The organism is Litorilinea aerophila, assembly GCF_006569185.2.
Taxonomy (GTDB): Bacteria; Chloroflexota; Anaerolineae; order Caldilineales; family Caldilineaceae; genus Litorilinea; species Litorilinea aerophila.
The window spans coordinates 1-12171 of sequence record NZ_VIGC02000054.1 but is presented as its reverse complement, the minus strand read 5'-3'; the positions used below and the strand labels follow the sequence as shown (position 1 = coordinate 12171).

Genomic DNA, 12171 nt, shown 5'->3' with positions numbered 1-12171 from the left:
TAGGAGATAACCAGACACAGGTTGGCCTGCTGTTCTGCTGATGGTTATTCAGTTTTCAATGTGCGTCACGATGTGCTGATGGTTTCATCGCTAAAACCGTCACGATGTGCTGATGTACGACAGGTAGTCGGTAGACGGTAGACGGTAGACGGTTGGGTACGGTTTGATGGTCTGTGTTGAATATGGCCTTATCAATCATACTGGCGCGAGGTGATCTCGTCAAAGGGCAAGGTTTATAGGTTCATACGGGCGCGTCCCAGATGGGCAGGTGCGGCTTCCAACCGCACGGGGTCGTCGGGCACAGGTGGATGGAGGGAAGGTGACGATACGAAGCTACGGGCTGGCCTGCGAAGGGCGCCGGTGTTTTGTGGGGGTGGGCCGCCGTGCCCGCCCGAAGCGAGCCCCATTACAGCTCTCCCTGTTGCGCCCACCGGTCGAATTCGGCCAGGAGGCGCTCTTTCAGGGCGGGGGGAGCGCCGGAGACCTGGAACGCGTTGCGGGCCAGGCGGGCCAGGTCGGCCCGGCCGTAGCCGAATTCCGTGGCCAGCAGGGCATATTCCCGGCACAGGTCGGTGTTGAAGAGGGGCGGGTCGTCGCTGTTCACCGTGAGGATCAACCCCATGCGATCCAGGTGGGGGAAGGGATGTCCGGCCAGGCGCGGGTAGACGTGGAGGCAGATGTTGCTGGTGAGGTTGACCTCCAGCGGGATGGCCCGATCCCGCAGTACGGTCAGCAGGGCGGGATCTTCCATGGCCCGCACGCCGTGGCCGATGCGGTCCGCCTGGAGGGCATCCAGCGCACCCCAGACGCTTTCCGGGCCCAGGGTCTCGCCCGCATGGGGCACAGAGAGCAGCCCCGCCTCTTTGGCTGCCCGGAAGGCGTGGGCAAAGGGCTCTGGCGGCGCGCCCACTTCGTAGCCGCCCAGGCCAAAGCCGATCACCCCGTAATCGCGTCCGGCCAGGGCATAGGCCAGGGTGCGTTCGGCCGGGCCCGGGTCATAGCGCTGCTCCGGCCCCTGGAAGCTGACGTTGCGGGGGATGTCAAAGATCCAGCGCATCTCCACGCCAAAGTCCCGACGGGCCTGGACTCGCCCCGCCTCCAGCCCTTCCAGCAGATCGTCGAGGGTCAGGCCTTTCTGCTGGAGGTCGGTGTGGGTGAAGGGGGTGACGGTGAGCTCCCGGTAGCGGATGTTCTGCGCGGCCATGTCGGCGCCACAGGCGTGGACAATCAGGGCAAAATCTTCCGGCGTACGCAGCAGGTTGGAGATGGTCAGGTAGATTTCCACGAAATGGGGGAAGTCCCGGAAGACGAACCAGCGGCGCAGCTCGGCCAGATCGTCGCTGGGGAGCTCGTGTACCCGGCCATGGCGGCGGGCCAGCTCCAGCAGCGTCTCCGGCTGGATGGACCCCTCCAGGTGAATGTGGAGCTCGGCTTTGGGCATGGCCTGGATCCAGGCCGCCAGATCTGGGTCCAGGTTGGGAGGCAAGGCTGGCTGGAATGAATTCGATGCCACGGGCTCGTCCTCTCTGGCGTCGCTGTTTGGGATTGCCGGGGAAAAGTGCCTTGGCCGTGTGGGCAACCCCGGCGTATGCGGCCGGTCTATGGTATACTGCCATCGGATGAATGCGCCTGTGCCCAGCGGGTTTCCGAGGGGGCAGGGCAGCGGGCGGCCGATTCTGGCCGAAGATTCTAACCGATCCGATGGACAGCAAGCAAACCCACGAGAAAACCATCACCGCAGCCCCGGCAACCCTCAGGGCCGGGCTTCTGGAACGCCTGTCCGACGCCTCCTGGGCGCGGGTCCAGTCCCTGCTCAGCCTGGCGCTGGCCCTGTGGCTGGTGTTGATGCTGGCCGGCGGCGGCGCCATCCCAGCCCAGGAGGCACGAGCCCGCCAGCTTCGCATGGTGGTGGCAGGCTATGGCTTCGACCTGGTCGCCTGGGAAGTCCACGCCCTGGGAGACAAGGCGCGCGCCTGGATAACCCGGCCCGCGGCGGACCTGCCGTATTCAGAGGCGAAGGCGCTGGTCCTCGCCTACCTGGAGCGGGCACAGGAGATCCGGCGCTTGAAGGAGGAGATGACACGCCTGGCCAGCGCTGCCGCGTCCGAGGGGGTGTCGCCGGATGCCGAGACGGCCCAACAGCTGGCCGCCCTCCAGGAGGCCCTGACCGCAGCGCGCCAGGAGCAGCAGGCCGTTCGCGCCACCGTGGAGCAGATCATCGAGGGGCAGGTCAGCTGGACCCTGGCCCAGGCCGGCCTGGGCGTGCCCATCGGGCAGTCGGGCCAACCCATTCCACCGGTCCAGTTTACCTTCACCGAGCCCCCCAAAAAGCTGGTGGTGAGCCCCCGTTACCGCATCGAGACCCTGTACACCCAGATGCTGACGCCGGAGATGGACCTGCCGGAGATCGAGCAGCGGGAGTCCTTCATCTACCATCACTATAACCTGAGCGCCTATATCACCGACATCGGCGGGCTGGGCGCTTTCCCCACCATGGTGGTAGACGACGCTGACCTGCCCTGGATCCTGAGCACCGTGGCCCACGAGTGGACCCACAACTACCTTGCCCTCTTCCCCCTGGGTTGGAACTATTTCACCAACAGCGACATGACCACCCTCAATGAGACCGTGGCCGAAATCGTGGGCAACGAGATCGGGGAGCAGACCCTGGCCTACTTCTACCCGGAAATTTACCAGGCCCAGGCCCCGGCGCCCACCCCCTCGGAAAAGGGCGACCAGGAGCCCGAGAGCCCACCGGACGAGCCCCCGCCTTTTGACTTCCGGACGGAAATGCGGGCCACCCGGCTGGAAGTGGATCGGCTACTGGCCGAGGGCAAAGTGGAGGAAGCCGAGGCCTACATGGAAGCCCGCCGTCGCCTGTTCGTAGAACACGGCTACCCCTTGCGAGTCCTCAACCAGGCCTACTTTGCCTTCCACGGCAGCTACGGCACCAGCCCGGCCAGCACCAGTCCCCTCGGCCCCAAGCTGGCCCAACTGCGCGCCCTGACCCCGGACATCGCCACCTTCCTGCATACGGTGCGCGGCTTTACCTCCGTCCAGGATCTGGAGCGAGCCCTGGCCACCTGGAGCCAGCGCCTGGCCCCCGCCCGTTCGTAGCCATGCGATTTTCCTTTACCACCGAGCCGGCCACCTTTCTGGAACGGCCCAACCGCTTTCGCATCACCGCCCGGCTTCACGGCAGCGGCCAGGTGGTGGCTGCCCATTGCCCCGACCCTGGCCGCATGCGGGAGCTCCTGATCCCCGGGGCCACGGTACACCTCAGCCGGGCAGACGCCCCATCGGCTGCCGCCCGCAAGACCCAGTACGACCTGCGCTTTGTGGAGCACCCCCAGGAAGGGATCCTCATCAGCCTGGACACCCGCCTGCCCAATCAGCTCTTCCTGGAGGGGCTCCAGCAGGGGCGATTCCCCCTCTTCCAGAACCATCGGGCGCTGCGGCAGGAAGTTCCCCTGCCTGCAGACGGAACCGGGCCTATCCGCAGCCGCATCGACTTTCAACTGGTGGACGCCCACGGGATGCCCTGGTGGGTTGAGGTCAAGTCCATCACCCTGGTGGAAGCGGGCTGCGGCCTCTTTCCCGATGCCCCTACTCAACGGGGACGGCGCCATGTGCTGGAGCTGAGCCACCGGCTGGCCCACGGCGAACGGGCTGCCGTGGTCTTCATCGTCCAACGGCCCGATGCCGGGCGGGTTGCGCCCCACCGGGCGACCGATCCGGCCTTCGCCCAGGCCCTCCAGAGCGCCCAGGAGGCGGGCGTCGTGCTCCTGGCCTACACCTGCGCCGTCACCCTGGCGGAAGTGCGCCTCCTGCGCCCGGTGCCGGTGGTGATGGAGCCGTGAACCCACCGGAAAGCGGCTGACGCTTTTTCTTTCCTGCCATTCGGGCTACGACAATCCTCCACCATACCCGCTGGGGAAATCCACATTATGTCTGTTGTGGTGCCCATCGCATCCCTGGTAGACTGGGCTGTGGGGGCGGCGTCTGCCCGGCCGTGGGCCTGGGGCCGCCTCCCAGGGTGGCAGCGCACCGCGCCCTTGCTCACGATCCGGCCGAATCCCCCCGTGGCCTGGACGCCAGGGTAAAGTAGATGGTTCGTAGGCTGCCCATTTGCCACCTGTTAGCCGGCTGTAACCCAGTGGACCAGCACCAGACGCCTGGATTGGGGACAATAGCGACCACAGCCGACAGGTGCGTATCCCCCTCCTGGCCATTTCCATGGCCATCGCAAGCTTCAAGCGGCTCATCCAAAGGTCTGCCGGATAGACATGACATCCTGTCCGCCTGGACCGGACCGAATCGTGGCGCATCGTCATCGCGTCTTAGTGAAAGGAAGGACCTATGGACAGCAGTGCACGATTTCCCCTGCGCGGCTTCCTGCGCCGAAGCCGTCCGGCATGGGTACGCTGGGCGGCCGTCCTGGCCCTGGTGATGCTGCTGGCGTTGCCAGGCCTGTTCCTGGTTGCCCCGGCTGCCCGGGCCGATCTCTGTTCCAACGCCCTGCCCAACGGCGGTTTTGAAAACCCGGACGGCTGGGCCGTGCAAAGCGCCGGCAGCTATGCGGTTATCAGCGACTTCTGGGCCCGCAGCGGCCAGTACTCGGCCTACCTGGCGGGGGTGGACAACGCCAGCGACCGCCTGACGGCCACCGTCTCCCTGCCCCAGGTGGATTCCATCACCCTGAGCTTCTGGTGGCTGATGCAGACCGAGGAGAGTGGCACCGGCTCTGATGGGCTCACCGTGCAAGTGGCCGATGCCAACGGCAATCCGCTGCAGGTGCTGGCCACGGTGAGCGACGCCTCGGTGAGCGGCGTCTGGCAACAGGCAAGCGCCGATCTCACCGCGTATGCCGGCCAGACGGTCCAGATCCAGTTCCTGGCCCAGACGGACGATACCCTGTCCACCGACTTTTATGTGGACGATGTGGAGGCCAGTGCCTGTACCGCCACCGATGAGACCTTCTGGCTGTTCCTGCCGATAACCCGTCGGTAGAGGGGAGGATTCGCAATGAACAGGAGAACATTTCATCCTATGAAGCATCAACGAAGAGCGGCCGCCGCTGTCCTGCCTGTGGAATCACCCCGTAGCCTGTGGCGCTGGTGGCCCCTGATTTTACTCTTCAGCGCGCTTTTATTCCTTAGCCAGTTCACGGATGTCCGCTCCGCCAGCTCGGGCGGCACCATTCCCCCGCCTCCCGGCCAGTTGACCGAGCTCATCGGCCCCATCGACGAGATGGTGTCCGATAGCGAGTGGATCGTGGCCGGCGTACCTGTCCACCTGAGCGAAGAGACCCGGATCGCCGAGCGGGCCGGCCCTGCCCAGGTGGGAAGCTGGGTCCGGGTGCAGGGGGAAGGGGACGGCAACGGCGGCCTCAATGCCCTGCGCGTTAAGGTCATCTCCCCCCGGCTCTTTGTGGGTGTGCGGGGCCTGTTGACCGAGCTAACCCAGAACACCGTGGTGGTGGATGGCATCGTGTTGGGGCGCACCATCACCACCCGGGTGGTGGGCAATCCGGTGGCAGGCCAGCACCGGGTAGACGTCCGGGCCGCCATCCAGACCGATGGCCAGTTGCTGGCCCTGCTGGTGGTGAAGAAGGCGGCGCCCGGCGGCCATGATGACGATGACGATAAGGAGGAACGAGACACCGACGACCTCACCAAGCTCATCGGCCAGGTCCTCTCCCAGACCAGCGCGGCCCAGGCCGGCAGCGAACTCAACGTGAGTGGCATCCCCGTCCGCATCACTGAGGAGACCGAGGTGGACGAAGACGTGGGACCCATCCTGGTGGGTTCCTGGGTCAAGGTCAAGGGGACCGTTCAAGAAGGCGTCCTGGTGGCCGAGGAGATCGAGACCATCGAGTCCAAGCACCACACTGTGCTGGAAGGGAACCTGGACAGCCTGGGCGACACGGAGATCGTGGTGGCCGGCTTCTCCCTGATCCGCACCAACCAGACCGAGATCAAGGGCAACCCGGAGCCGGGTGACCGGGTGCAGGTGAAGGCCGAGCTCAACGACCAGGAGATGCTGGTGGCCCTGGCGGTGAAAGCCGTGGGCAAGGAGAAGGATGACGAGGACGACCAACCGGGCAACATCTTCCGCTTCACAGGCCGCATCTCCAGCATCCCCGACGACTACTACGGGCCCTGGACCATCGGCGACTACACGGTGGAGGTGGTGCCCGACGTGACCGAGGTGGAAGAGCACAAGGGCGACGCCGAAGTGGGCGCCTACGTCAAAGTGGAAGCCCTGGTGGAGCCGGATGGCAGCCTGACCGCCCTGGAGATTGCAGTCCTGAAGGACAAGGATAAGGGCAAGGGCGGCAAGCACGGCAAGGACCTGGTGCACTTCGACGGCGAAATTGAGGCCATGGCCGACGGCCAGTGGACCGTGGATGGCCGCACCGTCCACATCGGCCCGGAGACTCGCATCAAGCCCCACGACGCAGAGCCCCAGGTGGGCGACCAGGTGAAGGTGCTGGGCTACGAGCGGGAGGACGGCTCGGTGGACGCCCGGGATATTCACATCAAGAAGGGGAAGAAGGGGAAGGACGACGATTAGTCCAGCTTGATCTTATCTTGCTGGTACTAAGAGGGGGCGACGGCTTCTTAAACCATCGCCCCCTCTTATCGTTTAGCAACCTTCTTTGCATAGAAGGGCTGTGTCCGCTCTCGCTCTGCTAGAACTGGCCAAGCCTGTAGTACTTGACCACACTGATTTTCGGTAGTCAGTTCACGGCCCTATGTACCGGACATCATTACATTAAAATTCACTGTGGTCGAGTAGTAGTTACGCAAAAATTCACTGTGGTCGAGTAGTAGTTACGCAATAGCCCATAATTGTTAAGGAATGGTTTAAGGTTATGACCAGGTACTTCTCGGAATTTATAGCCTGTTCCAGTACGAATAATGTGCAACTTGTATTCTTCTCTCCCCTTGGGAGTAAGATCCTTTACGAGTTCCTTCATACATTGTGCAGGTATTATCAAGGCTTCCTCACAGGTTCCCATTACAAACACCACGAATGCCCGCTTATAACCCAACCACTGTTGAAGGTCCCCGCATTGTACATCGTAGAATAACTGGCTATCCTTTGAAAAGGTGACAAATACAGACAATTCTCCTGAGGGGCTTTCCCTCCAATCCTTTCGTCTTGGCGCAACTTGCCTCATAGTAAACCCCACTGTCTTTTCAATTCTTTTCCAGACTTCTTGTTTTTCTTGTTTAGCAAGTTCTGACTCTGCCATGATTACCCCCTTACTCCGCTTGAAATTGACCTTTACATGCCTACTTCAAAAATATTTATGTTAGTGGTTGTTTATGTGTAGTCATTATTGTCGGTTATTTGGGCGTATAGAAACAACTGTAATTTATCCGACAGGGCCTACGACAAATGACGTTTTCGGTTTTCAACAGCGGATACAGGAATCGATTTTAGGCAAAAAGAGAGGCAAGGGAAGAGGATAACTCAAATAAGTAGTTCACAATTTTCCCATGCGAAGCCACGAATTCGTGTGGGGTGAATCCGCAAAATACTGAATCTCTGCCTGGGATATTAGGGGCTGTTAGGGGTAGTAGGAGTAGGGGGGTAGGCGCAACGAGCGTTGCGCCTACCCTACATCCGATGCACGTCGTGGGGATGGCTTTCCCGCACGCCAGCCGGCGTGATCTCGATAAACTCGGCGTGTTCCTGCAATTCCTGAATGTTGCGGGCGCCGCCGTAGCTCAGTCCGGAACGGAGGCCGCCCACCAGCTGGTAGAGGATCTCCTTCACGTGGCCCCGGTAGGGCACCACGGCCTCCACCCCTTCCGGCACCACCTTGTCCCAGTCCTCCTGGCTCTCCGCGCTCTCCTCTTCCCGCCGCTCCACCGCCTTGCGACCGATGGCCGCGCCCAGGGAGGCCATGCCCCGCACCACCTTCACCTTCTGGCCATCCCGGATCACAGGCGCGCCCGGCGCTTCCTCGCAGCCGGCGAAGAGGCTGCCGATCATGACCGTGCTGGCGCCCGCCGCCAGGGCCTTGACCAGATCCCCCGAGGATTTGATGCCGCCATCCGCGATGATGGGCACCGGCCGACCCAGCTCGGCCACGCCCGCTGCGCTGTCCATGATGGCGGTCAGCTGGGGCACGCCGAAGCCGGTCACGATGCGGGTGGTGCAGATGGAGCCGGGACCGATGCCCACCTTGATGGCATCCGCACCTGCCTCGGCCAGATCCCGGGCCCCCTCCCGGGTGGCCACGTTCCCCGCCACGATCTGCGCGGTGGGGAAGGTCCGGCGCAGCTCTTTGACCATCTTGATGCAATGCTCCGCGTGGCCGTGGGCAATGTCCACCACCAGCACGTCTGCCCCGGCGGCCAGGAGCGCCTCCGCCCGTTCCATCTCGGGGGGGGTAACGCCGATGGCGGCGCCCACCCGTAACCGTCCCTTGCTGTCCTTGGTGGCGTGGGGATAGCGCTGGGGCCGCATCAGATCCTGGGCCGTGATCAGGCCCACCAGATTCCCCGCCCGATCCACCACCGGCAGCTTTTCCAGCCGATGCTCATAGAGGATGCGGCGGGCCTCATCCGGCGAGATGTCGGGCGGGACACTCACGATCTGCTCGGGCAGGGTCATCACATCCCGCACCCGCAGGTGCTCATCGGGCGCCAGCATGATGTCCCGCTGGGTGATCAGCCCGATGAGCCGGGTGGTGCCATTGGTCACCACCAGCCCGCCCACATCATGCCTCTCCATGAGCTTGCGAGCTTCCTCCAGGGTGGCCTCCTGGTCGATGGCGTAGGGATTTTCCACGATGAAGCCTTCCGCCCGCTTGACCCGTTCCACCTGGCGCACCTGCTGCTCAATGGTCATGAAGCGGTGGAGGACGCCCATGGCGCCGGCCCGGGCCATGGCAATGGCCATGGCGGCCTCGGTCACCGTGTCCATGTTGGCGCTCAAGATGGGTACCTGCAGGCGGATTTCCGGTGTCAGCCACGACGAGGTGTCCACATCCTGCCGGGAGACAATGGGGGAACGGCGGGGGACCAGCAAGACGTCGTCAAAAGTTAGCCCCTTTTCCTTGCGAATTTTCATGATGCGCACCTCGCTTCCTGGCAAACGGACGCGCCGGGCTGGCCGGGCGTCAGATCATCGTACTGCCGTTGGCCATGAAGAGCCATGTGGTATAGGCCAGATAAGCGGCCACGATCAGGGCACCCTGCCAGCGCAGCAGGCGGCTGGGCTCCCGGCGGATCAGCAGGTAGACCAGCAGGGTCAGCCCGAGCATCGCGGGCAGGTCGGCGGTGCGCATGCTCAGGGGAACCGGCAGGGGGCGAACCAGGGCGCTGGCGCCGCCGATGAAGAGCATGTTGAACAGGTTGCTGCCCACCACATTGCCCACTGCGATGTCCCCTTCTTTGCGGATCATCGCCACGATGCTGGTGGCCAGCTCGGGCAGACTGGTTCCGACCGCCACCAGGGTCAGGCCGATGACCAGCTCGCTGACGCCCAGGGCCCGGGCGAGCACCTGGGCCGAGTCCACCAGCCATTGGGCACCCAGGATCAGGCCGCCCAATCCTCCTGCCACCAGCAGGAGGTCCCAGAGCACGTGGGTGCTGGGCTGCCCGATGTCGGGATCGATGGCCTCCACCACATCCAGCGCTTCGGCGCCAGGCAGTTCCCGTACTGCAGTATAGCTGTAGTAGGTGAAGGCGATCAGGCCGGCTACCAGGAGAAGGCCTTCCAGCCGGTTGATGGATCCATCCCACGCCATGATGATAAACACCACCGAGACCCCGATCAGCAGGGGATATTCCCGACGGACCAGGTGGCGCTCCACCGGGATGGCGGCAATGAGGCCGGCCATGCCCAGGATCAGGCCCAGGTTGGCGATGTTGCTGCCCACGATGTTGCCGATAGCGATGTGGCTGCCGCCATCGCCCCGCAGGTTGGCGATGAGGCTGACCAGCAGTTCGGGCAGACTGGTGCCAAAGGCCACCACGGTCAGCCCGACGACGATGCTGGAGACGTTCAGGCGCACAGCCAGGCGGCTGGCTCCCCGGACCAAAAATTCGGCCCCGCCGGTCAATAACGCAAAACCGGCCATGAAGAGCAGGACATGAATGGTCAGGTCGTTGGTGAGCATAGATAAAGTAGGTGATTGGGTGATTAGGTGACAGGGGGATTAGGTAACAGGGTGATCAGGAGATTGGGTGAATTGAACAGGGATGGGCCATTACCCAATCACCCAATCACCGAATTTCCCAATCCCCCAATCTCTTGTCACGCCGTTATATCGATGCTGAAGATCTGCTTCGGCGCCTCCACCCGGTCGGGAAGGGGCGAGACGTCCCGCACGAAGCGCCCCTGCATGCTCCAGGGGCCCGTCCAGGTGATCTGGGCCTGGATCAGGCGCCCCCGCAGGGGCAGGTCGCACTCCACAAAGACCAGTTTGTTCTGGCGGGTGCGCCCTCGCCATTTGCCCTTGTGGCGATCCTCCACCAGGACCTCCACCGTCTCGCCCAGGTAGCGGGCGTTGATGGCGGCGGAGATCTCCTCCTGGAGGGCCTCCAGCCGCTTGTGGCGCCGAATCTTCTCCTCCTCGGGGACATCGTCGACCATCCGGCGAGCGCTGACCGTCCCGGGGCGGGGGCTGTAGCGGGCCAGGTGGGCCTTGTCCAGCTTCAGATCCCGCAGGACCTGGTAGGTGCGCTCAAACTGTTCTTCTGTTTCGCCGCAGAAGCCAACGATGATGTCGGTGTGGATGGCCACGTTGGGGATCACGGCCCGGATGTGTTCCACCAGGGCCCGGTAGTCGGCGCTGGTGTAGCCCCGCCGCATGCGGGCCAGCACCTCGTCGTCGCCGGCCTGGATGGGCACTTCGATGTGCTCGCACACCTTGGGCAGGTCGCGGACGGCCTCCAGGATGCGGTCGGTCATGTAGTTGGGGTGGCTGGTGAGGAAGCGAATGCGCCACAGCCCCTCGATCTCGTGCACCTCCCGCAGGAGGTCGGCCAGGTCATAGTGGTGCTGTTCCTGGCGGGCTTCCGGGCCGCCGGTGTAGGCTGCCACCGTGGCACTGTTGCCCAGGTCGCCCCGCCAGTCGTACCCGTAGCGGTCCACGATCTGGCCCAACAGGGTCACCTCTCGCACGCCTTGTTCCACCAACCCCCGGATCTCGTTGACGATCTCCTGGACGGGGCGGCTTCGCTCCACGCCCCGGCGGAAGGGGATGATGCAGAAGGTGCAGGCGTGGCTGCAGCCGTAGACCACGGGCACATAGGCGGCCACCGGCGCCTCTCCGCTCAGAGCCAGATGGCGAATGGACTGGGCCGTGCCGATGGGCTGGACCTCGTCTTGAAGCTGGTAGCGCCGGGCCAGCTGCTCCCGCTCCATCGCGGCCATCTCTGCCTCGATCTCATGCTGGCGCAGATGGTTGATGAGGGGCGTGGCCTCGCTGGGCGGCATGAAGACGTCCACGTAGGGGAAGGCGGACTGGAGCTGGGGGCTGGGCTTGATGCCCACCATGCAGCCCATCAGGGCCAGGGTGCGGTCTGGCTTCTGTTGTTTCCACGGCTTCAGGCTGCCCACCTTGCCGATGGCCTTGTTTTCGGCGCTCTGGCGGACCACACAGGTGTTCAGGACCACCACGTCGGCCTCATCCAGGTTGTCGGTGGGCCCGTAGCCCAGTTTTTCCAGCTCGGCAGCCACGTGGTTGCTGTCGGCCACGTTCATCTGGCAGCCGATGGTCCAGATGTGGTACTTGCGAGAAGCGTTGGAGTTTTGGTCGGTGGCCGTTTCGTAGGTGACCACTGGGGTTTCGTTATGTTTGCGCGTAGACATGTGCATTCTCCTGTGATCCGGTGTAAGCCGGGCAGGTCTTGAGACGGTTGGAATCTATTGCCGAAGGGTTATTCTAGGTGGGGAGGGTGGCTTCTGTCAAACCGGCCGCGGGGATCGTAAAAAATATGGCAAAATCGCAAAATTTGTAATAGTCAACGGCACTCTGAACATTGACAACTGACTACATGAGCCAAATACGCTTGGCGAACTCATTGGGCGACAAGCCAGGGATGGCCAAGCCCTGATGTGGGCGGTCGTTGTACTCATCCAGGAATTGCTGCAGGAGCGGGGCCAGTTCTTCATCCTCTCGCCACGCTTTGTCCTGCAGCCACT

General features: G+C 63.3%; 9 protein-coding genes. 4 read left to right on the top strand and 5 right to left on the bottom strand.

The window, feature by feature from the left end:
• Positions 1–406: 406 nt before the first annotated feature.
• Entirely contained in the window at positions 407–1513 is a 1107-nt protein-coding gene (add, locus tag FKZ61_RS23185; protein WP_141612544.1) for an adenosine deaminase, read from the bottom strand.
• A 188-nt stretch (positions 1514–1701) separates the two neighbouring features.
• On the opposite strand from add, the gene FKZ61_RS23180 reads away from it, so the two are divergent.
• The 4 genes from FKZ61_RS23180 to FKZ61_RS23165 all read left to right on the top strand — a co-directional run bounded on the left by FKZ61_RS23180 (position 1702) and on the right by FKZ61_RS23165 (position 6576).
• Positions 1702–3117, top strand: coding sequence for a hypothetical protein (locus tag FKZ61_RS23180; protein WP_141612543.1), 1416 nt, complete (start codon positions 1702–1704; stop codon positions 3115–3117).
• Positions 3118–3119: 2 nt separating this feature from the next.
• Positions 3120–3860: a DNA/RNA nuclease SfsA gene (sfsA, locus tag FKZ61_RS23175; protein WP_141612542.1), complete on the top strand. Its 741-nt coding sequence runs from the start codon at positions 3120–3122 to the stop codon at positions 3858–3860.
• 499 nt (positions 3861–4359) lie between these two features.
• Positions 4360–5010: a hypothetical protein gene (locus FKZ61_RS23170; protein ID WP_141612541.1), complete on the top strand. Its 651-nt coding sequence runs from the start codon at positions 4360–4362 to the stop codon at positions 5008–5010.
• Positions 5011–5049: 39 nt separating this feature from the next.
• Positions 5050–6576, top strand: a complete 1527-nt coding sequence (locus tag FKZ61_RS23165) for a DUF5666 domain-containing protein (protein WP_141612540.1) — start codon at positions 5050–5052, stop codon at positions 6574–6576.
• Positions 6577–6784: 208 nt separating this feature from the next.
• On the opposite strand, the gene FKZ61_RS23160 is transcribed toward FKZ61_RS23165, so the two are convergent.
• The 4 genes from FKZ61_RS23160 to miaB form a co-directional block, all read right to left on the bottom strand.
• The gene (locus tag FKZ61_RS23160; protein WP_141612539.1) at positions 6785–7261 is read right to left on the bottom strand and encodes a hypothetical protein; all 477 of its coding nucleotides are present in this window, start codon (positions 7259–7261) and stop codon (positions 6785–6787) included.
• A gap of 368 nt (positions 7262–7629) precedes the next feature.
• The gene (gene guaB, locus FKZ61_RS23155; RefSeq protein ID WP_170200222.1) at positions 7630–9090 is read right to left on the bottom strand and encodes an IMP dehydrogenase; all 1461 of its coding nucleotides are present in this window, start codon (positions 9088–9090) and stop codon (positions 7630–7632) included.
• Between the two features lie 49 nt (positions 9091–9139).
• A complete protein-coding gene (locus FKZ61_RS23150; RefSeq protein WP_141612538.1) occupies positions 9140–10141 on the bottom strand; it encodes a calcium/sodium antiporter in 1002 nt (333 codons plus the stop codon).
• Positions 10142–10278: 137 nt separating this feature from the next.
• Positions 10279–11838 carry a tRNA (N6-isopentenyl adenosine(37)-C2)-methylthiotransferase MiaB gene (gene miaB, locus FKZ61_RS23145; protein WP_229964375.1) on the bottom strand — a complete coding sequence of 520 codons (1560 nt, stop codon included), beginning with the start codon at positions 11836–11838 and terminating at the stop codon, positions 10279–10281.
• Positions 11839–12171 lie beyond the last annotated feature (333 nt).

What these genes read in the sequence shown, in the direction of transcription:
- FKZ61_RS23180 (WP_141612543.1), top strand. Translation starts at nt 1,702, where the DNA reads ATGGACAGCAAGCAAACCCACGAGAAAACCATCACCGCAGCCCCGGCA.
- sfsA (WP_141612542.1), top strand. Translation starts at nt 3,120, where the DNA reads ATGCGATTTTCCTTTACCACCGAGCCGGCCACCTTTCTGGAACGGCCC.
- FKZ61_RS23170 (WP_141612541.1), top strand. Translation starts at nt 4,360, where the DNA reads ATGGACAGCAGTGCACGATTTCCCCTGCGCGGCTTCCTGCGCCGAAGC.
- FKZ61_RS23165 (WP_141612540.1), top strand. Translation starts at nt 5,050, where the DNA reads ATGAAGCATCAACGAAGAGCGGCCGCCGCTGTCCTGCCTGTGGAATCA.
- FKZ61_RS23160 (WP_141612539.1), bottom strand. Translation starts at nt 7,261, where the DNA reads ATGGCAGAGTCAGAACTTGCTAAACAAGAAAAACAAGAAGTCTGGAAA.
- guaB (WP_170200222.1), bottom strand. Translation starts at nt 9,090, where the DNA reads ATGAAAATTCGCAAGGAAAAGGGGCTAACTTTTGACGACGTCTTGCTG.
- FKZ61_RS23150 (WP_141612538.1), bottom strand. Translation starts at nt 10,141, where the DNA reads ATGCTCACCAACGACCTGACCATTCATGTCCTGCTCTTCATGGCCGGT.
- miaB (WP_229964375.1), bottom strand. Translation starts at nt 11,838, where the DNA reads ATGTCTACGCGCAAACATAACGAAACCCCAGTGGTCACCTACGAAACG.